Below are 22,155 nucleotides of genomic sequence, written 5' to 3'. Positions count from 1 at the left end.
GTCGGGCCAGACGGCGGCGTTGCCGGTCAGCTGGGCGCCCCAGGGGCACGGGTCACCGGTGCAGGACCACGTCACCGGCGACGACGTGCCCGCCGTCTCTTCTGCGGCGGCAGGTGAGCTGAGCGCTGCCACGCCGACTGCCACGATCAGCGCATGCACGAGCCGAGAACGCCATTTCGCCATAGGGCGACCGTATGTGCGCGCTGCACGCCGTGGCGGCCGCTACCGGGGTGAAGTGCCGTCCTCCGCGGGGTGAAATCCTGCGGTTCTCGGCTGCACGAGGGACGGCGCGGCCGCGCCGACCAGCGACGCGAGACACGCGACCAGCAGCAGTGACCCCACGACGTCGGCCGGGCGGTGGGCGAACGTCGCGACGTTGACGAGGCATGCCAGGGCGACCGTCGCCAGGGTGACGGCACGCATCCTGGTCCACCCGGGACGGGTCCGCGCGGGCCACAGCACGATGGTCGCCAGACCGAGGGCGGCCGCCACGGTGGCGTGGGTGCTGGGGAACGTGTTGTAGGCGTAGCCGCTGAGGTGGTCGTAGTCGGGACGTTCCAGGATCGTGTCCCGCAGTGCGACGCTGAGGACGATCGAGCCGGCCGTCAGCACCCCGAGCGTCACCGGTTGAGGCCAGGTCCGCCGACGGAGGGCCATGAGGCTCAGGACGAGCACGACCGCTCCCATCAGCAGCGGGAGCGCCTCACGCAGGACCCCCGCGACCGGCCGGACGAGCTCCCCGTTGCGGACGACGACCCCGAACAGGGCGTCGTCCGCCCACTGGCCCCACGGGCTGAGCACCGCGACGCCGAAGAGAGCGGCGAAGGCTCCGGCAAGGATCCCCGCGCGGACGGAGTGGGCGCGGCGCCCACGTGCATGTCCCCTCACCCTGTCGATGATTCACCGCGTGCCGCACGGGGTCGATCCGACCAGTGGATGAAATGCGGCGCGATGCCCCGGCAACGGGACGCGTGGGCTCCGGGGACCGATGTCGCCGGCCCGGCGTAGCCTGGGACCGGTAGCCCGCACGCCCCGTCCGGGGGCGAGGTGGGCCCGTCGTCGTGCGCCGTGCCGCAAGGCCTGGACCCAAGGACCTGAATGAACCTCACCGGCATCGTCCCCGCCCTGCTCGCCGAACCCGGTGCGGCTGCCGCCCTGGAGGCGGTGCCGCTCGGCGGCGAGGTCGACGTCGTCGGCCCGAAGGGCGTGCGTGCACCGTTCGTGGCCGCGGCCGCCCGGCACCGGCCGCTCGTCGTGGTCACGGCCACCGGCCGCGACGCCGACGAGCTCGCGGCCGCCGTGCGCGCGTACCTGCCCGACGACCGCGCGGACGACGTCGCCGTCCTGCCCGCGTGGGAGACGCTGCCGCACGAGCGGCTCAGCCCGCGCGCCGACACGGTGGCCAAGCGCCTGGCGGTGTTCCGGCGGCTCGCCCACCCCGACGCCGACCCGGGCAACGCGCAGGCCGGCCCGGTGCAGGTGCTCGTCATGCCCGTGCGCGCGCTGCTCCAGCCGGTGGTCGACGGGCTCGGCGAGCTGGAACCGGTCGAGCTGCACACGGGGCAGACGGCGGACCTCACCGACATCGGCGACCGTCTCGTCGCGGCGGCCTACACCCGCGTCGACATGGTGGAGCGACGCGGGGAGTTCGCGGTGCGCGGCGGCATCCTCGACGTCTTCCCGCCCACGGAAGACCACCCGCTGCGCCTCGAGTTCTGGGGCGACGAGGTCTCGGAGATCCGGTGGTTCTCCGTGGCCGACCAGCGGTCGCTGGAGATCGCCGACCGCGGTCTCTGGGCGCCGCCGTGCCGCGAGATCCTGCTCACCGAGGACGTGCGGGCGCGGGCGGCCGAGCTCACCGAGCAGCTCCCCGGCGCGATCGACATGCTCGACAAGCTCGCCGCCGGCATCGCGGTGGAGGGCATGGAGTCCCTCGCACCCGCGCTGGTGCAGCGGATGGTGCCCGTCCTGGACCTGGTGCGCCCCGATTCCCTCCTCGTCCTCGACGAGCCGGAGCGGGTGCGCCGTCGCGCCCACGACCTGGTGGCGACCACCGAGGAGTTCCTGGCGGCGGCCTGGACGGGCGCCGTCGCGGGCGGGGACGCGCCGCTGGACCTGTCGGCCGCGTCGTTCGCGACGTTCGCCGACACCCGCGAGGTCGCCGCGCGCCGCGGGCTCGGCTGGTGGACGCTCTCGGCCTTCTCTCTGGCGTCCGGGGCCGACCCGGCCGGCGCCGACGCGTCCGACGACGGCGCTGCGGCCGCGGGGCCGGTGGTGACGGACGACGGCACCTCCTTCACGATCGCGGCGCGGGACGTCGAGTCCTACCGCGGCGACGTCGCCCGTGCGCTCGACGACGTGCAGGGGCTGCAGAAGGCCGGCTGGCGGCTGGTGCTGACGACGGAGGGCCACGGCCCGGCGCAGCGGATGACCGAGCAGCTCCGCGCTGCGGACACCGCTGCACGCCTCGTCACCGAGCTCTCGGACGTACCCGAGGGCGGTGTCGTCCACGTCGCGCCCGCCCTGGTGGGCAAGGGCTTCGTGGTGCCGGAGCTGCAGCTCGCCGTGTTCAGCGAGTCCGACCTCACCGGCCGCCAGGGATCGACGACCCGGGACATGCGCCGGATGCCCTCGCGCCGGCGCAACGTCGTCGACCCCCTGCAGCTCACGGCGGGCGACTTCGTGGTGCACGAGCAGCACGGCGTGGGCCGGTTCATCGAGATGGTGCAGCGCACGCTCGGCGCCGGGGCGAACGCCGCCACGCGCGAGTACCTGGTCATCGAGTACGCGTCGTCGAAGCGCGGCCAGCCGGGTGACCGCCTGTTCGTGCCCACGGACCAGCTCGACCAGGTGACCAAGTACACGGGTGGCGAGTCGCCGAGCCTGTCCAAGATGGGCGGCGCCGACTGGAAGAACACCAAGGCGCGCGCCCGCAAGCACGTCAAGGAGATCGCGAGCGAGCTGATCCGGCTCTACTCCGCGCGGATGGCGACGCAGGGGCACGCGTTCGGCCCGGACACCCCGTGGCAGCGCGAGCTGGAGGACGCCTTCGCCTACGTCGAGACCCCGGACCAGCTCGTCACCATCGACGAGGTCAAGGCGGACATGGAGAAGTCCGTGCCGATGGACCGGCTGGTGTGCGGTGACGTCGGCTACGGCAAGACCGAGATCGCGCTGCGGGCGGCGTTCAAGGCCGTGCAGGACGGCAAGCAGGTCGCCATCCTGGTGCCGACCACGCTCCTGGTCCAGCAGCACTTCGACACGTTCTCCGAGCGGTACGCCGGGTTCCCGGTGAACGTGCGGGCGCTGTCGCGGTTCGAGAGCGCCAAGGAGTCCGCCGAGACGCTCGAGGGCCTCAAGGACGGGTCCGTCGACGTGGTGATCGGCACCCACCGGATCATCACGGGGTCGGTGCACTTCAAGGACCTGGGCCTGGTCATCATCGACGAGGAGCAGCGGTTCGGCGTCGAGCACAAGGAGACGCTCAAGCAGCTGCGCACCAACGTGGACGTCCTGGCGATGTCCGCGACGCCGATCCCGCGCACGCTGGAGATGGCCGTGACCGGCATCCGCGAGATGTCCACGCTGGCCACGCCGCCCGAGGAGCGCCACCCCGTCCTGACCTATGTGGGCGGGTACGAGGAGAAGCAGATCTCCGCGGCGATCCGGCGCGAGCTCCTGCGCGAGGGCCAGGTCTTCTACGTTCACAACAAGGTCGAGTCGATCCAGCGGGCCGCGACCCGGCTGGCCGAGCTCGTGCCCGAGGCCCGGATCGGCGTCGCGCACGGCAAGATGAGCGAGCAGCAGCTCGACCAGGTCATCCGCGCCTTCTGGGAGAAGGAGCTCGACGTCCTGGTGTGCACGACGATCATCGAGACCGGCATGGACATCTCCAACGCGAACACGCTCATCCTGGAGCGCTCCGACACCCTCGGGCTGTCCCAGCTGCACCAGCTGCGCGGGCGGGTGGGACGCGGCCGCGAGCGGGCGTACGCCTACTTCCTGTACCCGCCCGAGCGGCCGCTCACCGAGACGGCGCACGACCGGCTGGCCACGATGGCGGCCCACACCGATCTCGGTGCGGGCATGCAGATCGCCATGAAGGACCTGGAGATCCGCGGTGCCGGCAACCTGCTCGGCGGGGAGCAGTCCGGGCACATCGCCGGCGTCGGGTTCGACCTGTACGTGCGCATGGTGGGGGAGGCCGTGGCGGCGTTCCGCGGCGACCGGGAGGAGGAGCAGCCCGAGGTGACGATCGAGCTGCCGGTGGACGCCCACCTGCCCGAGTCGTACATCGCGACCGAGCGGCTGCGGCTCGAGGCGTACAAGAAGATCGCCGCGGCCCAGGACGCGGCAGCGCTCGCGGAGGTACGGGCGGAGCTCGTGGACCGGTACGGCGCCCTTCCCGAGCCCACGGAGGCCCTGTTCGAGGTCGCGGAGTTCCGCAACCACGCCCGCCGGGCCGGGCTCACCGACGTGACCGCCCAGGGCAAGCACATCCGGTTCGCGCCGGTCGACCTGCCCGAGTCCGCGCAGATGCGGCTCAAGCGCCTCTACCCGGGCACGATCCTCAAGCCCGGGATCCGCGCGGTCCTCGTGCCCTTCCCGACGACGGCGAGGATCGGCGGCAAGCCGCTGCGCGGCGCCGCTCTGCTCACCTGGGCACGCCAGCTCATCGACGCCGTGATCCTCGGGGAGGTGGCGGCCGCGGCGTCGGCCGGGGCCGCGGCGCGGTAGCCGCGGCTCAGCCGAACGACGCCGTCGGTCGCCGGCACGCTTTCACTCGGGTGAAATCCGCTCTCGCGGTGTTGAGCGTGCCGAGCGCGCGTCATGCTCACCTGGTGGTACTTGTGAGACGACGGGCGTCGGCCGGTGCCGGTCGCCCGCTGCGGCCGCTGGCCCAGCTGCTCCTCGATGCTGCCTTCGACCAGTGCGCCACCTGGGACGACGGCCTCGCGGCGGTCGCCGGCGACGACGTGGTGGATGCGGGCTTCCTCCACCGGATCTCGCCGGCGATCGCCCGAGCGACACGAGGGTGGACCGAGGTCTCGGACGGGTGGCGCGCGCCGTTGCGGGCGGTCCAGCACCGGCAGATGCTCAGGCACCTGCGAGCGCTCGAGGATCTCAAGGTCGTCGGTGCTGCCCTCGACCGAGCCGGCATCGCCTGGGTCGTGGTCAAGGGCGCGACGCTCGCCTCCGTCGTCTGGCCGCACGCGGACATGCGGGAGTACTACGACCTCGACCTGCTCGTCGAACCGGCGTCGTTCCGGGACGCGGTGGCGATCGTCGAGTCCACGGGCGGCCGTCTGCTCGACCGCAACTGGCCCGCGTTGAGCGCGTCGGGTCGCGGCGAGCTGGCCATGGTCGGGCGGCACGGCACACCCCTCGACCTGCACTGGCACCTGGCCGTGGCTCCGTCGGTGCGGCGTGCCTTTCCTCTCGACGTCGACGCGATGCTCGCACGGCGCCGCCACCACCATTTGTCGGTGGCGCCGATGCCGGTGCTCGACCCCGAAGACCAGGCGCTCCATGTGGCCGTGCACGCGGCCCAGGCGGGCGCCAACCGGTTGGTGTGGCTCGCCGACGTCTACTACGCGACGCGGGGCGTCGACTGGGAGGAGCTGGCACGACGATGCCGACGGGCGGACGCCACGGTGCCCGTGGCGCTCGTCGTCGACCGGGCCTACCGCGTCGCTGGTCGGGGCAGCGTCCCGTCCCGGGATCTGGCGCAGGCCGCCGACGGCGTCTGGGGCCGGCTCGCGCGATCCCGTGACGATCTGCTCCCGTTCCCTGGTCTGCCGGGGGACCGGAGGCTCGGGGGGAACATCTACGGGGCCGCCCGGCCCACGGTGCCGGCGAGCATGTGGAGGCTCGGGAAGGACCATGTCGCGGCCCGCTACCAGGGCTGGCGCCACCGCCACGGCCGGAACACGGTCCGCCCGTGGCAGCAGGACGTCCCTGACCCACAGGCTCGCGAGGCCTACTTCGCCACGGCCATGAGCGGAGGGTGATGAGCGGCGTCCGGTCCGCTACCTCCGGTCGTGACGGTCACGGCGGGCGGTCGTCGACGTCCAGGGGCCGCCGGGTCGTCGAGCTGGTCCGCCGTTCGACCCGGCTCGTGTGGTCGTGCAGCCCGCGGCTCTTCGTGGCCCTGGTGGCGCTCCAGATCGTGGCGGCGGCCTCGCTCGGCGCGCAGGTGCTCGTGGTCGCCCAGGTCCTCGAGCGCATCCTCGACCTGACGGAAGCCGGGGTGACTCCGGGGCTCGTCTGGTCGGTCGCGGCCCTGGCCGGCCTGATGGCGCTGGGCGCACTGATCGCCGTGGCGCAGGGCAGCGTGCGGCGGCTCCTCGGCGAGCTCGTCGCCCGTTCGATGAACGAGAAGGTGCAGGACGTCGCCACCACGGTGCCGCTGCGCAACTTCGAGGACCCCGAGTTCTTCGAGAACCTCCAGCGCGTCCGCCAGAGCGCGATGACCCGGCCGTTCCAGGTCACCCAGGGGTTGTTCTCCGTCATCGGGACCGTGGCGTCGAGCGTCGCGGTCGGGGCCGCGCTCGTCGCGCTCTACCCGTGGCTGCTGCCGTTGCTGGCCGTCGGTGCCGTCCCGGTGCTGCTGACCAGCCGCCGCGAGAGTGCGTTGGAGTTCCGGTTCACGGTCGCGCAGACGACCAACCAGCGCGAACGCACCTACGTCAACTACGTGCAGACCAACCGTGACGAGGCCAAGGAGATCCGCGCCTTCCAGGTCTCGCCGTGGCTGCGGGACCGGTACCGGGCGTTGTACGACAGCTACCTCGAGGCACTGCGCAAGCACCTGGGACGCCGGTTGCGGCTGGCGACCCTCGGGCAGTTGTTCTCCGGCGTCGTCCTCGTGGGGACGCTGCTCCTGCTCGTGATGCTCATCGCGAACGGGGAGGTGGGTGTCGCGGACGCCGGTGCCGCGATCGTCGGGATCCGGGCGCTGCAGGGACAGATCCAGGGCCTCGTCGGCGGGGTGCAGCAGATCCACGAGTCGGGGCTCTACCTCGACGACCTCGAGGCGTTCTTCCGGCACCACGCGGACGAGGCGACCGGTCCCGCAGGCGCCGACGACCTTCCCCCGTTCGACGGCGCGCGGATCGAGAAGGTGTCCTTCCGGTACCCGGGGTCCGGCACCGAGGCGTTGCAGGACGTGACCATCGAGGTCGGTCGCGGGGAGGTCGTGGCCGTCGTCGGTGAGAACGGGTCCGGCAAGACCACCGCGGCGAAGGTGCTGGCAGGGCTGTACGAGCCGGACGCCGGCGACGTCCTCTGGGGCGAGACGCCCTACGCCAAGCTCTCGCAGGACGATCTGCGCAGCCGGGTGGCGGTCATCTTCCAGGACTTCGTCCGGTACGCCTTCTCGGCCACGGAGAACATCGCCCTGGACCGGGCCGGTATCGACGCGCGCCAGGACCCGGCCGGCCGGGAGGACGTCCGAGCGGCGGCGCGGGCCGCGGACATCGACGGCGCCCTCTCGCGCCTGCCCCACGGGTATGCGACGCGGCTGTCGAGGATGTTCGACGACAGTGCGGACCTCTCGGGGGGTCAGTGGCAGCGGCTCGCGATCGCGCGAGCGTTCTACCGGGACGCGGACCTCGTCATCCTCGACGAACCGTCGGCGGCGCTCGACCCACGGGCCGAGCACGACCTGTTCAGCTCGTTGCGCACGACGCTGCGCGGCCGGTCCGCCCTGTTCATCTCCCACCGCTTCGCCACGGTGCGGGGCGCCGACCGCATCTACGTCATGGACTCGGGCCGGGTGGTCGAGTCGGGGACGCACACCGAGCTGATGGCCCGTCGTGGCCTGTATGCCGAGCTGTTCGAGCTTCAGGCCGGGGCGTACTTCCCCGACGGCTGGTCCAGCTCGGCACCCTGAGCCCGCAGCGCCGCGACGAGCTCAGTCCCGAGGCGCTCGCGGAAGGGCGGTCCCCAGGGCACCCGCGCCGTGAAGACGGGGACGCTCGCGGCGAGAGCAGAGACTCGGGCGAACTGCTGGGCGGTCACCCGCGGGTCCCGCCACCCGAGCAGCCGGGGGAACTGCATGAGGGCGAACGCCGCCGCCCCGCCGCGGACCCGGTCGACACGCAGCTCCTTGCACGTGCGGTCGGGGAGCGGGACGACCAGCGCACCGACCGGACGAGCGTCCGTCGGCTCACGCCCCGGTGCCAGCAGGTCGCGGCCGTCAGCGCTGCGCCCCCGGCGCGGTGAGTCCGCACCGAACCGCTCGGTGAGGGTGTCCGCGCCCTTGCGCAGCCGCAGCTCCGTCGCCCCGAGCCGAGCGAGGTGGTCGTCGCCCGCCGGGTCGACGCGGAGCACGTCATCGGTGACGAGGGCGCCGCCCTCGGCGCAGAGCAGCGCCGCCATCGTCGACTTGCCCATGCCGGACCGCCCGACGAACCCGACGACGTCGTCCTCGAGCTGCACCGCGCTCGCATGCAGGACCGCGTGCCCGCGCAGGTAGAGCTGGAACGCCATCTGCGCCCCGGACGCGAGCACGCGCGCCACACCGGAGTCCGCGCCCTCCACCGCGTGCAGCGTGACGTGCTCGAGGTCGGGTGTGAGCACGAAGTCGCAGGTCCCGTGGAACCGGAGCCGGTAGCCGTCGTCCGAGCGGGTCGCCGTGTACCAGGGGCGTTCTGGGCTCGCGTACCGCAGGATGATCTCACCGGCCGGGTCTTCGTCGGTGTGGCTGCGGTCTGCGCCGCGGCGGAGGCGAACCGTGCCGTCGACCGTCACGGACTCCGGCCGCGAGGGCATCGGCACGTCGGAGTCGACGGACAGCCCGTACAGCGTGGTCGACGTCATGCGGATCCCCCGGTGGTCTGGGCCTGCTCGAACTCGCGGTACAGCCAGGCGGCGCCCTCGGGGTCGAGGTCCGTGCCGTCGATCCGCAGCCAGGCGTGGGCCCTGATGTGGCCGCCGTCGTCGCGGCGGACGCCGAGCACGATCTGGGGGTCGCGAGAGCGCAGGCTGTGGCCGAGCACGAGGGCGGTGCGCAAGCATGTCCCGTTCACCCACCGCAGACGCAGCACGCGGCGGTCGATGCGCAGCCGGCGCAGCTCGCCGGCGGTGAGCCGCGCCGTGTCGAAAGCGGCGCGGGGTGTCGTGCCCGGTGCTCCGCCGAGCCGCAGACCCAGCATGGCGGCGGTCCGGCGCAGCCCGACCGTGCGCAGGCCCGTCTCGGCCACCAGGTACACGAGCCCGGACCGGGCTGCCCGCAGCAGCCCGCCTACCTGCCGCCGGGGGCTCATGCCGCGTCCCGGGCGCGCGTGCGGTCCTGGCTCGCCAGCCAGGCGGACTGCAGCAGGAGGCCGGTGGGGCCGGGCGGGCGTTCGCCCAGCCACGCCTTCTGCAGCTCCTCGGCGTCGACCAGGTCGTGCGGTACGCCGCTGCCGTCCCAGCTCCGTGCGAACTCACGCGTCGCCGCGCCGAGGTAGGCGAGGGTGAAGGTCGCCTTCGAGGTGCGCGCGAGGACGGCGTCCGGGAGCACGTCGGCGAACACCGCGCGCATGCCCTCCGTCCGCGAGGAGAAGCCGGTCGGGTGCCGGCGGGCCACGGCGGCGAGGAACGTCGGGTCGAGCAGCGGGTGGGCGACCTCGGCGTGGTGCTCGGCCGCGAGGGCGGAGTAGGTGCGGAAGAACTCGGTGACCGACCGACGGCGCGCGACCCAGCGCAGCGAGCCGCCGAACGACAGCGGTTCGGCCAGGTCGTCGGCACCGATCCGCTCGACCAGCTCGTCGTGGGCGGCAGGTCGGAGCCAGGGGAGCGACATCGGCGCCCGCAGCCGGCGACGGCGGAGAACGGCCGGTGAGACTGCCGTGAGCGCGGAGCGGCGAGGGCTTCCCGGCGCGAACGGTCGGCGAGCGGTGCGCCGGAGGGCTCGGATCCGACGATCGCCGAAGACCTCGTCGCCACCCTCGCCGGTGAGGACGACCCCGCCGGCACACCGCTCGAGCAGAGGGCCGCGTGCGTGCATGGTGGCCGGCCAGAGCAGGCCGTGCCGCCGCAGGCTGTCCTGGGCGACCGGGCCGAGCAGGTCGTTCTCCGTGGTGATGGCGAGCCGCCACCAGTCGTGCAGGCCGAGGTGGTCGACGACGGTCCGCTGCCACTCGGACTCGTCGGCCTCGGCGACCCCGGGATAGACGAACGTCACCGGGATCGGGGGCGGGGTGCCGGCCAGCGCGGTGGCGCGGCACGCTGCCGCGAGGACGGCCGAGGAGTCTCGTCCTCCGGAGAAGGTGACGTAGACCTGCCGGTCGCCGGCACGGTCCGCGATGCGTGACGTCAGGACGTCGAGGGGCGCGGCCGTGGTCCGATGGCCGGGCGACGTGTCGACCAGTCCGGGGAGCCACGCCCACGCGGTCTCGCGAGGGGTCGGGCGGTGTACATCGAGGGCCATGTCGACCTCCGCACGGATCGGCGGCACCCGCGACCGTGCCGCGGGCGCCGCCGACCGAGTGCTGGGGAGCGTCAGGAGACGCCGCCGCCGCCGTGCCTGTCGCCACGGAACAGGTCGCCGTCGTAGTCGATGTCGAACTGCGCCTCGAGCGTGAGGTCGGCGACCGTGCCGACCTCGCGGATGCTGGGTGCCTCGTACATAGAAGTGCCTCCTGTGTGTTGTGCCGGACCGTTTCAGTATTCCGAGCACGGTGTGACCGCGGCAGGTGAGGCAGGGGTGAAAAGGCCCGGAGAGCGGGTGAATGCCGTGGCCGCGCGGATGAAATCCACGAACCGGCCGGTGTGGCTCGCCGTCCGGTGGTTTGATGCCTGCGGACGACCGCGACGATGGGGGAAGACGATGCGGCTTCGCGCAGACGGGGTGACCTGGCAGGAGATCGACGGCGAGCTGGTGCTGCTGGACCTGAACTCGTCGACGTACCTCACCACCAACGCGGCCGGCACTCTGCTCGCCCGGACGCTCGCCGACGCCGACGGCGCCACCGAGGACCAGCTCGTGGGTGCGCTGGTGCGGGAGTACGGGATCGACGAGTCGGTCGCACGGACCGACACCACGGCCTTTCTCGCCGACCTGCGGCACCGCGGCCTCCTGCACGACTGAGGCGTCCCCACCGACCGACGTGCGTGCCGGTCCGTGACGCTCCCGCCGGACACCGTCACGGACCGGCACGCACGTCGCCCTTCGGCCGACGCGCTCCCGGTAGCGCAGGACCGCGCCGTCGCAGTGAGATAACGATTTCGCACCGGTTCGTTCAGCCATTGACCTTAAATGGGCGCCCCCGTAGCGTTCCCGATGACGGGGCGCGGCGCGCCCTGCCCGGGGCCCCGAGCATCGAGGCCGGCGCCCCGGCCGCACATCGCAAGGGAGCGACGATGAGGCAGAGCATCACCAGGACGGTCGCGGGGCTCACCGCGGCCGCGCTGGCGGCGAGCGGCGCGGTGGGTGCCGTCGTCGTGGGAGCGTCGACGGCGGCAGCGGACGACGCCGTCATGCTAGAAAACGATTTTGATTCCACGGTGGACCCGTGGGGCCCCCGCGGCCCCGTCGAGCTGACGATCACCGACGACGCCCGCACCGGCGCCGGAGCCCTCGCCGTGACCGGACGGACGGGGGAGTGGAACGGCCCCGCGACCGACGTCACCGGCCTCTTCGCCGAGGGCGGCGTGTACCAGGTCGAGGCCTGGGTCAAGCTGCCCGCCGGGGCCGCGGACGCCACCGACGTCCACGTCACCGTCCAGGAGACGTCCGCCGACGGTGACGCCTACACCTGGGTCGGCGGGGCGGTCACCGCCACCGCCGACGAGTGGGTCGAGGTGGGCGGCACGTACACGATGCCCGCCGGCCTCACCGCCGCCCGGCTCTACCTCGAGGCCGCGCCCGTCGGCGACGCCCACCCCGACTTCCTCGTGGACGACGTCGTGATCACCGGCCAGCAGGTCGACGCCGGCCTGCCCGACGGGTTCGTCCCCGGCGGGGCGGTGAGCCCCACCAGCACCCCGGTGTCCGCCGCCCAGTCCGGCAGCACACCCGAGACCCCCGTCGCGGCGCTCACCTTCGACGACGGGCCGAACCCGGGCACCACGCCCGCGCTCCTCGACCTCCTCGCCGCCCACGACCTGCCGGCCACGTTCTGCGTCATCGGGCAGAACATCGAGGCCGACGGCGGCGCGGAGCTTCTGCGCCGGATCGTGGCCGAGGGGCACACCCTGTGCAACCACTCCACCGGCTACGCCGACATGGGCTCGATGACGCCCGAGCAGGCGCAGGCCGACATGATCGCGAACCTCGACATCATCCGCGGCGCCCTCGGCGACCCGCAGGCCGAGGTCCCGTTCTGGCGCGCCCCCAACGGGTCCTGGGGTGCCACCCCCGGCGTCGCGGTGAACCTCGGCATGCAGCCGCTCGCCGTGACGAACACGATCGCCGACTGGGAGACGCAGGGCGAGGCCACGCTCACCGAGAACCTCCGCGCCGCCCTGACCGACGGCGAGCTCGTGCTGGTGCACGACGGCGGTGGTGACCGTTCGGGTTCGCTCGCCGCGGTCGAGACCGTGGTCACCGAGCGGCTCGCCGACGGCTGGGAGTTCACTCCGGTGCAGGGCACGCCACCGGCGTCCGGCCCCGTGCTGAGCACCGACTTCGAGGACGGCCTCGACGGGTGGGGCCCGCGCGCGGGCGACGACACGGACCCGACCGTCGAGATCACGACGGCGGACGCCGCCTCGGGCGAGGCCGCCGCGCTGGTCACCGGCCGCGACAGCCAGGGTGACGGCGTCGGCCGGGACGTCTCGGTCGCGCTCACGCCCGGCGTGCGCTACGAGGTCTCCGCCCAGGTGCGGTTCGCCGCGGGCCAGCAGCCGGACGCCGTCTGGCTCTCGCTCGCCAGCACGGCCGACGGTTCGACGTCGTACGCCACGTTGGCGCAGTGGTCCGGCGTGACGGCGGACGGCTGGACCGAGGTCACCGCGACCTTCCAGGCGCCGGCCGGCGAGGAGCAGTTCCTCTACCTGGAGACCGACTACAACGGCACCAACACGAGCGACCTCCTCGTCGACGACGTCGTGGTCTCGGTGCCGGAGCCGGCCGTGGTCCAGGACCTCACGCCGATCCAGGAGACCGTGCCGTTCGCGGCCGGGGTGGCGATCGACTCGCGCGAGACCAGCGGCTCCGCCGCCGACCTGCTGCTGCGGCACTTCAACCAGGTCACCGCCGAGAACCACATGAAGCCGGAGGCCTGGTACGACGACGAGGGCACGTTCCGCCCGCACCCCGAGGCGGTCGCGCTGATGGACTTCGCGGCCGCGAACGATCTCGCGATGTACGGCCACGTGCTGACGTGGCACTCCCAGACGCCGGACTGGTTCTTCACCGACGACGCCGGCGAGCCGCTCACCGACTCCGCCGCCGACCAGCAGGTGCTCCGCGACCGCCTGAGGGACCACATCTTCGCGGTCGCCGAGTGGCTCGCCACGTACGGCGAGTTCGGCGCGGACAACCCCGTCAACGCGTTCGACGTGGTCAACGAGGTCGTCGCGGACGGCGCCACGGACGACGGCCTGCGCCGCAGCGAGTGGTACCGGATCCTCGGCGAGGAGTTCATCGACCTGTCCTTCGAGTACGCGGACGAGGCCTTCAACCACACCTACGCGGCCGAGGGCGCCGACCGCCCGGTGCGGCTCTTCATCAACGACTACAACACCGAGCAGGGCGGCAAGCAGGACCGTTACGTGGCCCTGGTCGAGCGGATGCTCGAGCGCGGCGTCCCGCTCGACGGCGTGGGTCACCAGTTCCACGTCTCGCTCGCCATGCCGGTCTCCGCCCTGGAGGTCGCGCTCGAGCGGTTCGAGGACATGCCCGTCACCCAGGCGGTCACCGAGCTCGACGTCACCATCGGCACGCCCGAGACACAGGCGAACCTCGTCGAGCAGGGCTACTGGTTCCGGGACGCGTTCCGGATGTTCCGCGACCACGCCGGCTCGCTGCACGCGGCGACGGTCTGGGGCCTGACGGACGGCCGTTCGTGGCGTGCGGACAACGGTGCGCCGCTCCTCTTCGACGACGCCTACCAGGCCAAGCCGGCGTACCTCGGGGTCGTCGACGGCGACCTGCCGGCGCAGCAACGCTCGGCGAACGTGTTCGCCGGCGACGTCCCGCTGGACGGATCCGCCACGGCCTCGCCCCAGTGGGAGCGTCTGCCGCTGCACCAGGTCATCGCGGCCGGCGAGTCCGTCGCCGGGTTCCAGCTGCGCTGGGCCGCCGACCACCTCACCGCGTACGTGTCCGTCACCGACGGTGCGGCCGAGGCGAGCGACGGCGTCACGTTCGACCTCGGCGGCACGACCGCCGTCGTCGGCCGGGACGGGACGGTGACGGGCGACGCGACCGCCGAGGTCGTCGAGACCGACGCCGGGTACGACGTCGTGGCGCACCTGCCGCTCGACGCCGCTGCGGAGGGCGACACGCTCGCCCTCGACGTCCGGGTGGACGACGGCGGCACCTCCGCCGGGTGGAACACCCCGGGCGCGTACGGCACGCTCACCCTCCTGGAGGAGCTGAGCCACGTCGAGGTGGTCGAGGCGGCCGCCGCGCCCACCGTGGACGGCGAGGTCGACGACGTGTGGACCGCGGCGAACGCCGTCACCACCGCGCAGCGCGTCGAGGGTACCGATGGTGCGGTGGGGAGCTTCTGCACCCTGTGGGCCGACGGCGCGCTCTACGTGCTGGCCGAGGTCGAGGACCCGGCGGTGGACGTCAGCGGCTCCGACCCGTGGATCCAGGACTCGGTGGAGGTCTTCGTCGACGCGGGCAACGCGAAGAACGGCGGCTACCGGGCCGAGGACACGCAGATCCGCGTCAGCGCGGAGAACGAGGTCTCGTTCGGCACGGGGGACGCGGCCGAGCAGGCGGCTCGCGTGACCTCGGCGACCTCGCTCACCGAGGACGGCTACCTGGTCGAGCTGGCGGTCGACCTGCTCGACCAGGGCGGCGTGGGGACGTTCCACGGCCTGGACCTGCAGGTCAACGACGCCACCGACGGCGCGCGGACCTCGGTGACCACCTGGGCGGACCCGACCGGCACCGGCTACCAGTACACGAACCGCTGGGGCGTGGCCGAGCTGGTGGCCGCTCCCGCGCCGCCCGCGCCGGACTGGGAGGAGGGCCAGGTCTACACGGCCGGCGACGAGGTGACCCACGGTGGTGCGCTGTACCGGGCGACGTGGTGGACCACCGAGGAGCCGGGAACCTCGCCCTGGGGTTCGTGGCAGGAGATCGCCACGGCCGACGACGGCACGGCGGTCTGGACCGCGTCGCGCATCTTCGTCGAGGGTGACGTCGTCGTCCACGACGGCGACCGCTACGAGGCGCGGTGGTGGACCCGCAACCAGGCCCCGGGCTCCCAGCACGGCCCCTGGACCCTCCTCGCGAGGTAGTGCCGCCCCGGCCGAGGTAGTGGCGTTTGCGCCGAGGTAGTGCCCTGCCTGCCGAGGTAGTGGCGTTTGCGCCGAGGTAGTGCCCTGCCTGCCGAGGTAGTGGCGTTTGCGCCGAGGTAGTGCCCGACGGCGTGAGGTAGCGCCGGGCGGGAACGTCGAAGTCGGGTGTCGGGTCCGGTGCACGGTCGTCAGTCCCGAAGTGGAGGGCGCCCTGCGCCCGTGAACGCGACCGTGCACGGGACCCGACACCCGGCGGAACCCGAACCGCCCTGACCCCGCACTACCTCGACACGCGAGGTACTACCTCGGCACGAGCGCTACTACGTCGCGCAACGCGGCACTACGTCGCGCAACGCGGCACTACCTCGCGTACGGCGGCCCTACCTCGGCGTCAGGAGGCCGCGTCGCGCCCGGACGCCGGCCCCAGCATGCCCGCGATCCGCTGCTCGATCGCGTCGGTGGCGGCGTCCGGGAGCACGAGGATGCCCTCGAGCTCCTTGGTGGCCCGCCGGTACGCCGACTGGCGCTCCGCGTGGCTCGCCCCGGGGTCGTCGGCCAGTGCCAGGAGCTTCTTCGCCCGGTCGAGCGCCCGGCGCTCGTCGGCGGTGAAGTCGGAGGCGAGTCGGCGCTTCGCCTCGCGCTCCGCGATGTCGAAGGTGAGCTGGTACTCACGGACCGCCGCACGGTAGCGCTCGAGACGGCGGCGGTCACGCAGCTCTTCCGGATCGTCGGGGCGCAGGCTGTCGGCGTCGCGCCGCGCGCGGTGGAAGTCGACGGTCACCTGCTCCCGCATGTCCGTCATCACGGGGAACTCGAGGCTCTTGACGGCGTCCAGCTCGTACTCGAGCCAGCGCGCGTTCGTCCGGTCGTGCTCGGCCGTGGTGCGCTCGATCTCGCTCGTGAGGGCTTCCTCGGCCTCGGCGGTCGCGAGCTGGTCGGCGTGCTTGAGCCGGTAGAGCTCGATCTTGTCGCGGCGGCGGCGCTCGTCCCACTTCTGGGCGCCCTTGACCCATCCACCGACGATGCCGCTCAGTGGAAAGACCAGCCACCAGTAGGAGCCGAGGAAGTCCCAGAAGCCGTCCACCGCCATCACGATAGTGCGTCGCTGCCCGTGGCCGTCGCCCACCACGTGGGCGCGGGCGCACCGGTTCCTGGACGGGGCTACGCTGGGGGCGTCAACCCACCATCGTCGCGGGCGTCGGCGGCCCCGGGTACCCATGTGCCTGAGCCGGGCCGCGGCGGCCCGCGTGCCCTCTCAAAGGAGCATCCGTGGCAAGCATCGAAGCCGTTGGCGCGCGCGAGATCCTGGACTCTCGCGGCAACCCCACCGTGGAGGTCGAGATCGCCCTCGACGACGGGACGTTCGCGCGTGCCGGCGTTCCGTCGGGCGCCTCCACGGGCGCCTTCGAGGCCGTCGAGCGCCGGGACGGCGACTCCGGCCGTTACCTGGGCAAGGGCGTCGAGGGCGCGGTCAACGCCGTCATCGACGACATCGCCCCCGAGCTGATCGGCTACGACGCCGAGGAGCAGCGCCTCATCGACCAGACGCTGATCGAGCTCGACGGCACGCCGAACAAGGCCAAGCTGGGCGCGAACGCGATCCTGGGCGTCTCCCTCGCGGTGGCCAAGGCCGCCGCGAAGAGCGCCGGCCTGGACCTGTTCCGCTACGTGGGCGGCCCGAACGCGCACGTCCTGCCCGTGCCGATGATGAACATCCTCAACGGCGGGTCCCACGCGGACTCGAACGTGGACATCCAGGAGTTCATGATCGCGCCGATCGGTGCCGACTCCTTCAAGGAGGCCCTGCGCACCGGCGCGGAGGTCTACCACGCGCTGAAGTCGGTGCTCAAGAGCGAGGGGCTGGCCACCGGTCTCGGTGACGAGGGCGGGTTCGCCCCGAACCTGTCGAGCAACCGCGCGGCGCTCGACCTCATCATCACGGCGATCGAGAAGGCCGGCTTCACCCCGGGCTCCGACGTCGCGCTGGCGCTGGACGTCGCCGCGACCGAGTTCTTCTCGGACGGCTCGTACCAGTGGGAGGGCGGCGCCAAGACGCCCGACGAGATGATCTCGTTCTACGAGGGCCTCGTCGCCGACTACCCGCTGGTCTCCATCGAGGACCCGCTGTCCGAGGACGAGTGGGACTCCTGGTCCGGGCTCGTCGCGAAGGTCGGCGACAAGGTGCAGATCGTGGGCGACGACCTGTTCGTCACCAACCCGGAGCGCCTGGCCAAGGGCATCGAGACCAAGGCCGCGAACTCGCTGCTGGTGAAGCTGAACCAGATCGGCACGCTCACCGAGACGCTCGACGCCGTCACGCTCGCGCAGCGCAACGGCTTCACGACGATGACCTCGCACCGCTCCGGCGAGACCGAGGACACCACCATCGCGGACCTGTCCGTGGCCACCAACGCCGGTCAGATCAAGACCGGCGCGCCGGCTCGTGGCGAGCGCATCAACAAGTACAACCAGCTCCTGCGCATCGAGGACGCCCTCGACGACGCCGGCCGGTACGCCGGTCGCTCGGCGTTCCCGCGCTTCCAGGGCTGAGACGCTCGGCCTGACGGCCCGACGACGGCCGGTCACCTCCCGCAGGAGGTGACCGGCCGTCGTCGTCCCCGGCGCGGTGGCGCGCCGACGGCGGTCGTGCGCCGCCGTCGCCGGGTTGGGCACAATCGAGGGGTGCCCTCCCGACGTCCCGCCGCCCCACGATCCCGCCGACCCGCCTCCCGGCCGGGGACCCGGACGACGGCGCGCCCGGCCGCCTCCACGGCGCGCTCCCGGGCGACGGGCGCGAGCAAGGCCGCTCCGCAGCAGGGGAAGAGCGGGCGCCGCCCGGCCGGACCGGCGCGGGACGACCGGCGGCGCAGCCGGCTCGGGCTGGTGCTGCCCGAGGTCCTCACCGTCCGGTTGCTGGTGCTGTCGGTGGTGGTGCTGCTGGCCTTCGTGCTGCTGCTGCCGACGGTGCGCGGCGCCGTCCAGCAGCGCGCCGAGATCGACCGGCTGCAGGCGGAGCTCGCCGCCCACGAGTCGGAGCGTGCGGAGCTGGAGGACGAGCTCGGCCGCTGGGAGGACCGCTCCTACGTGGTGGAGCAGGCGCGCACCCGACTGAACTACGTGATGCCGGGTGACACCGTGTGGCGCGTCGTCGACGCGGACGAGGTGGCCGACGGCGGCACACCGGCGGAGAGCGACGCCCCGACCGAACCGGCCCGGCCCGCCGGGCCGGCCGGTGCGCCGTGGTACCAGGCGATGTGGGAGTCGGTCCAGGTGACCGACGCCCGCGCCACGACGGTCGATGGTGACGAGGACGACGGTGCTGACGTGGAGCCGGGTGGCGCGGACGGGGGAGAATGACCGGGTGACCTCGCAGCCTCCGGTGCCCGCCGACGACCCGACCGCCGTGACCGACCGCGACCTCGAGGTGCTCGCCGAGCAGCTCGGCCGTGCGCCGCGCGGGGTGGTGGGTATCGCCGCGCGCTGCGTGTGCGGCCGTCCCCTGGTGGTGCGGACCGCGCCGCGGCTGCCCGACGGCACGCCGTTCCCGACGACGTACTACCTGACACACCCTGGCGCCGTCGCCGCGGCCTCCCGGCTCGAGGCCGACGGTGTCATGCGGGAGATGTCGCAGCGGCTGACCGAGGACGAGGAGCTCGCGGCGGCGTACCGGCGGGCGCACGAGCACTACCTCGCCCGGCGAGAGGAGCTGGGCCACGTCGAGGAGGTCGCGGGGATCTCGGCCGGCGGCATGCCCACGCGCGTCAAGTGCCTCCACGTGCTGATGGGGCACGCGCTGGCGGCGGGCCCGGGCGTGAACCCGCTGGGTGACGAGGCCCTGGAGCGGGTGCGCGACCAGTGGCGTCCGGACCGGTGCTCGTGCTGACGGCTCCGCGCGGGCACGTGTCGGTCCGGGATGAGAGGGTGCGGTCGTGATGAGCAGCAGCACCCGTGTCGCCGCCGTGGACTGCGGCACCAACTCGATCCGCCTCCTGGTCGCCGACGTCTCCGACGACGGCACCCTCACCGAGCTCGACCGACGCATGGAGATCGTGCGGCTCGGCCAGGGCGTGGACCGCACCGGAGAGCTCGCGCCCGAGGCGCTCGAGCGCACGCTGGCGGCCTCTCGGGAGTACGCCAAGGTCGCTGCCGAGATGGGCGCCACCCGCGTGCGGTTCGTGGCCACCTCGGCCACCCGGGACGCGCGCAACCGTGCCGACTTCGCCGCCGGCGTGCGAGCCGCGCTGGGCGTGGACCCCGAGGTGGTCTCGGGCGAGGAGGAGGCCCTGCTCTCCTTCCGGGGCGCCACGAGCGGCTCGGCGAGCGAGCACCCCGGCCCCTACCTCGTGGTGGACCTCGGCGGCGGCTCGACGGAGCTCGTGCTGGGGTCGACGACGCCGGACGCGGCCGTCTCGATGGACGTCGGCTCCGTGCGGCTCACCGAGCGCCACCTGCATTCCGACCCGCCCACGGAAGCGGAGACCTCCCGGGCCCGCGCGGACGTGACGACCGCGCTCGACGCGGCCTCCGCCGTCGTCCCGCTCGGGCGGACGGCCACGCTGGTCGGTCTGGCCGGCTCGGTGACGTCGGTGACGGCGCACGCGCTCGGGCTCACCAGCTACCGGCGCGAGACCATCAACGGCGCCGTGCTGAGCGTGGACGACGTCCTCGCCGCCTGCGAGGACCTGCTCGGCCGCACGCGCGAAGAGCGGCTGGCCCTCGGGTTCATGCACCCGGGCCGCGCGGACGTCATCGGTGCCGGTGCACTGGTGTGGTCGCAGGTGGTGACGCGGGTCCGTGACGAGGTCGTGGCGTCGGGCGGCGCGCTGACGCACGTGGTGACCTCCGAGAGCGACATCCTGGACGGGATCGCCCTCTCCCTGGCCTGATCCTCTCCTGGACCGACGGCGGTGATCGACGCGAGCCGGCAGCCCTGACGTGCGCTGTGGCGGAGCCCGCGCGCGAGTGGTCCGCGGGCGGTCGTAGACTGGATCCATGCCTCAGAACGTTCTGTCGACGGACACCCATGCCCAGGACGCGCCCGCGCCCGCCCCGCGTCCGCGCAAGGTCCCGCGCATCGTCGTGCTCGGCGGTGGATCCGTCGGGCTCTACGTGGCGCGCCGCCTGCGCAAGAAGCTCGGGAAGCGAGAGGCGGCGATCGTCGTCGTCGACCCGCGGCCGTACATGACGTACGCGCCGTTCCTGCCCGAGGCGGGGGCCGGCTCGATCGACGCCCGTGACGTCGTCGCCCCCCACCGCATCGCGCTCAAGGGCGTCGACGTGCTGCAGGGCAAGGTCTCCCAGATCTCCCACGGCGACCGCAAGATCACGATCCACCCGGAGTCGGGCCCGGACTACGAGGTCTCCTACGACCAGCTCGTCCTCGGGCTCGGCTCGGTCTCGCGCACGCTGCCCATCCCGGGCCTGGCCGAGAACGCCATCGGGTTCAAGAACGTGGAGGAGGCCATCGCGGTCCGCAACCACGTGCTGAACCGCATGGACGTCGCGTCCTCGACCTGGGACGCCGACCTGCGTCGCAAGATGCTGACCTTCACGTTCGTCGGCGGTGGCTTCGCCGGGATCGAGGCCCTGGCCGAGATCGAGGACATGGCGCGGTACGCGACGCGGAACTACCCGACGATCGAGGCCGAGGACCTGCGCTTCGTGATGATCGAGGGCGCCGGCCGCATCCTGCCCGAGGTCTCCGAGCCGATGGGCGAGTGGGCGCTCGAGGAGATGAAGAAGCGCGGCATCGAGTTCCACCTCAACACGTTCCTCAGCTCGTGCGAGGACGGCCACGTGGTGACCTCCACCGGCGTCGAGTTCGACACCGAGACGATCGTGTGGACGGCGGGCGTCAAGGCGAACCCGGTCATCAAGGAGAGCTCGGACCTCCCGGTGGACAAGATGGGCCGCGTCACCGTCAAGGCGACGCTGCAGGTCGAGGACGAGAACGGCGAGGTCGTGCCCGGGGCCTGGGCCGCCGGCGACTGCGCCGCGGTGCCGGACCTGCTGAACCCCGGCAGCTTCTGCCCCCCGAACGCCCAGCACGCCATCCGCGAGGCCACCCAGCTCGCCGACAACATCGTCGCGCAGCTCCAGGGGACCGAGCCCGTGGAGTACAAGCACAAGAGCGTCGGCGTGGTCGCCTCGCTCGGCCTGTACAAGGGCGTCGCGGAGCTCTTCGGCTTCGTCAAGCTCAAGGGCCCGCTGGCGTGGCTCGCGCACCGTGGCTACCACGTGATGGCGATGCCGACCGGCAACCGCAAGCTCCGCATCCTCATCGGGTGGATCGGCCAGTTCCTCATGGGTCGCGAGATCGTCTCGCTCGGTTCGCTGCACGACCCGCGTGACGAGTTCCGCAAGGCGTCGGTGCCGCCGAAGCCCCAGAACGAGAAGGTCGAGCAGAAGGCCGAGGCGTCGGCGGCGCGGGCCGAGAAGGGCTGACGCCCTGACGTGACCCGGCCGGGCGGCTCCGTTCGGCACGTCCTGTGCCGAACGTGGCCGCCCGCTCCTGTCTCCGGCGTCGCCCCCGTAGCCCAACTGGCAGAGGCAGCCGGCTTAAACCCGGTCCAGTCCCGGTTCGAACCCGGGCGGGGGCACCCTTCGCGATGCCGGGGCGTCGCGGCCCCCGACGGCGGGACGTGGCCCCCGACGGCGGGACGTGGCCCCTGACGGCGGTACGTGGCCGGGCGGGCGCCCTTCTGCCCGTAGCAGAACGGCGCCACGAGGCGGTGGTCCGTCCGGTGC

Annotated in this window: 17 protein-coding genes and 1 tRNA gene; 11 read left to right on the top strand and 7 right to left on the bottom strand. The window is 72.9% G+C overall.

Features of this window, described 5'->3' with window-relative positions; translation table 11 throughout:
* A partial coding sequence (locus tag MWU57_RS12705; RefSeq protein WP_246909556.1) for a hypothetical protein occupies window positions 1-183 on the bottom strand: 183 nt, incomplete at its 3' end.
* 39 nt (window positions 184-222) lie between these two features.
* A complete protein-coding gene (locus MWU57_RS12700; RefSeq protein WP_246909555.1) occupies window positions 223-888 on the bottom strand; it encodes a hypothetical protein in 666 nt (221 codons plus the stop codon).
* A gap of 210 nt (window positions 889-1,098) precedes the next feature.
* On the opposite strand from MWU57_RS12700, the gene mfd reads away from it, so the two are divergent.
* The 3 genes from mfd (at window position 1,099) to MWU57_RS12685 (ending at window position 7,894) form a co-directional block, all read left to right on the top strand.
* Window positions 1,099-4,737, top strand: a complete 3,639-nt coding sequence (gene mfd, locus MWU57_RS12695; RefSeq protein WP_246909554.1) for a transcription-repair coupling factor — start codon at window positions 1,099-1,101, stop codon at window positions 4,735-4,737.
* 104 nt (window positions 4,738-4,841) lie between these two features.
* Complete coding sequence (locus tag MWU57_RS12690) at window positions 4,842-6,011, top strand: nucleotidyltransferase family protein (RefSeq protein ID WP_246909553.1); 1,170 nt, start codon at window positions 4,842-4,844, stop codon at window positions 6,009-6,011.
* Entirely contained in the window at window positions 6,011-7,894 is a 1,884-nt protein-coding gene (locus tag MWU57_RS12685) for an ABC transporter ATP-binding protein (protein WP_246909551.1), read from the top strand. The genes MWU57_RS12690 and MWU57_RS12685 overlap by 1 nt, the downstream gene beginning before the upstream one ends.
* Here MWU57_RS12685 and MWU57_RS12680 read toward each other — a convergent pair.
* The 4 genes from MWU57_RS12680 to MWU57_RS12665 all read right to left on the bottom strand — a co-directional run bounded on the left by MWU57_RS12680 (window position 7,846) and on the right by MWU57_RS12665 (window position 10,617).
* Complete coding sequence (locus tag MWU57_RS12680) at window positions 7,846-8,823, bottom strand: hypothetical protein (protein ID WP_246909549.1); 978 nt, start codon at window positions 8,821-8,823, stop codon at window positions 7,846-7,848. The two genes, MWU57_RS12685 and MWU57_RS12680, sit on opposite strands and share 49 nt — an antisense overlap.
* Window positions 8,820-9,269, bottom strand: a complete 450-nt coding sequence (locus MWU57_RS12675) for a lasso peptide biosynthesis B2 protein (RefSeq protein WP_246909548.1) — start codon at window positions 9,267-9,269, stop codon at window positions 8,820-8,822. Before MWU57_RS12675 ends, MWU57_RS12680 begins: the two co-directional genes overlap by 4 nt.
* On the bottom strand, window positions 9,266-10,417 hold the full coding sequence (locus tag MWU57_RS12670) for an asparagine synthase-related protein (RefSeq protein ID WP_246909547.1): 1,152 nt from the start codon (window positions 10,415-10,417) through the stop codon (window positions 9,266-9,268). Before MWU57_RS12670 ends, MWU57_RS12675 begins: the two co-directional genes overlap by 4 nt.
* 71 nt (window positions 10,418-10,488) lie before the next feature.
* Window positions 10,489-10,617, bottom strand: a complete 129-nt coding sequence (locus tag MWU57_RS12665; protein ID WP_106267616.1) for a lasso RiPP family leader peptide-containing protein — start codon at window positions 10,615-10,617, stop codon at window positions 10,489-10,491.
* A gap of 199 nt (window positions 10,618-10,816) precedes the next feature.
* On the opposite strand from MWU57_RS12665, the gene MWU57_RS12660 reads away from it, so the two are divergent.
* Window positions 10,817-11,077, top strand: coding sequence for a PqqD family protein (locus MWU57_RS12660; protein ID WP_106267618.1), 261 nt, complete (start codon window positions 10,817-10,819; stop codon window positions 11,075-11,077).
* A 272-nt stretch (window positions 11,078-11,349) separates the two neighbouring features.
* A complete protein-coding gene (locus MWU57_RS12655) occupies window positions 11,350-15,408 on the top strand; it encodes an endo-1,4-beta-xylanase (protein ID WP_246909546.1) in 4,059 nt (1,352 codons plus the stop codon).
* Between the two features lie 391 nt (window positions 15,409-15,799).
* Here MWU57_RS12655 and MWU57_RS12650 read toward each other — a convergent pair whose 3' ends face one another.
* Window positions 15,800-16,492, bottom strand: coding sequence for a hypothetical protein (locus MWU57_RS12650; RefSeq protein WP_246909545.1), 693 nt, complete (start codon window positions 16,490-16,492; stop codon window positions 15,800-15,802).
* 185 nt (window positions 16,493-16,677) lie between these two features.
* Between MWU57_RS12650 and eno the strand changes: the two genes are divergently transcribed.
* From eno to MWU57_RS12620, 6 genes are all read left to right on the top strand, one after another.
* Window positions 16,678-17,958 carry a phosphopyruvate hydratase gene (gene eno, locus MWU57_RS12645; RefSeq protein ID WP_106267626.1) on the top strand — a complete coding sequence of 427 codons (1,281 nt, stop codon included), beginning with the start codon at window positions 16,678-16,680 and terminating at the stop codon, window positions 17,956-17,958.
* A gap of 132 nt (window positions 17,959-18,090) precedes the next feature.
* Window positions 18,091-18,765: a septum formation initiator family protein gene (locus tag MWU57_RS12640; RefSeq protein WP_246909543.1), complete on the top strand. Its 675-nt coding sequence runs from the start codon at window positions 18,091-18,093 to the stop codon at window positions 18,763-18,765.
* Window positions 18,766-18,769: 4 nt separating this feature from the next.
* The gene (locus MWU57_RS12635; protein ID WP_246909541.1) at window positions 18,770-19,291 is read left to right on the top strand and encodes a DUF501 domain-containing protein; all 522 of its coding nucleotides are present in this window, start codon (window positions 18,770-18,772) and stop codon (window positions 19,289-19,291) included.
* A 49-nt stretch (window positions 19,292-19,340) separates the two neighbouring features.
* The gene (locus MWU57_RS12630; RefSeq protein WP_246909540.1) at window positions 19,341-20,294 is read left to right on the top strand and encodes a Ppx/GppA phosphatase family protein; all 954 of its coding nucleotides are present in this window, start codon (window positions 19,341-19,343) and stop codon (window positions 20,292-20,294) included.
* A gap of 106 nt (window positions 20,295-20,400) precedes the next feature.
* Window positions 20,401-21,852 (top strand): NAD(P)/FAD-dependent oxidoreductase, encoded by a 1,452-nt coding sequence (locus tag MWU57_RS12625; RefSeq protein WP_246909539.1) that lies wholly within the window; start codon window positions 20,401-20,403, stop codon window positions 21,850-21,852.
* Between the two features lie 81 nt (window positions 21,853-21,933).
* Window positions 21,934-22,007 (top strand) — tRNA-Leu (locus MWU57_RS12620).
* Window positions 22,008-22,155 lie beyond the last annotated feature (148 nt).

The organism is Isoptericola sp. S6320L (assembly GCF_023015685.1).
GTDB lineage: Bacteria > Actinomycetota > Actinomycetes > Actinomycetales > Cellulomonadaceae > Isoptericola > Isoptericola halotolerans_A.
The sequence above is the reverse complement of the archived record's forward strand: the minus strand, read 5'-3'. Positions and strand labels throughout refer to the sequence as shown.

Bases quoted from the DNA above. Each gene is read 5' to 3' on its own strand.
- MWU57_RS12680 (WP_246909549.1), bottom strand. From the start codon at position 8,823: ATGACGTCGACCACGCTGTACGGGCTGTCCGTCGACTCCGACGTGCCG.
- MWU57_RS12630 (WP_246909540.1), top strand. From the start codon at position 19,341: ATGAGCAGCAGCACCCGTGTCGCCGCCGTGGACTGCGGCACCAACTCG.
- mfd (WP_246909554.1), top strand. From the start codon at position 1,099: ATGAACCTCACCGGCATCGTCCCCGCCCTGCTCGCCGAACCCGGTGCG.
- MWU57_RS12665 (WP_106267616.1), bottom strand. From the start codon at position 10,617: ATGTACGAGGCACCCAGCATCCGCGAGGTCGGCACGGTCGCCGACCTC.
- MWU57_RS12685 (WP_246909551.1), top strand. From the start codon at position 6,011: ATGAGCGGCGTCCGGTCCGCTACCTCCGGTCGTGACGGTCACGGCGGG.
- MWU57_RS12655 (WP_246909546.1), top strand. From the start codon at position 11,350: ATGAGGCAGAGCATCACCAGGACGGTCGCGGGGCTCACCGCGGCCGCG.
- MWU57_RS12675 (WP_246909548.1), bottom strand. From the start codon at position 9,269: ATGAGCCCCCGGCGGCAGGTAGGCGGGCTGCTGCGGGCAGCCCGGTCC.
- MWU57_RS12660 (WP_106267618.1), top strand. From the start codon at position 10,817: ATGCGGCTTCGCGCAGACGGGGTGACCTGGCAGGAGATCGACGGCGAG.
- MWU57_RS12670 (WP_246909547.1), bottom strand. From the start codon at position 10,417: ATGGCCCTCGATGTACACCGCCCGACCCCTCGCGAGACCGCGTGGGCG.
- MWU57_RS12625 (WP_246909539.1), top strand. From the start codon at position 20,401: ATGCCTCAGAACGTTCTGTCGACGGACACCCATGCCCAGGACGCGCCC.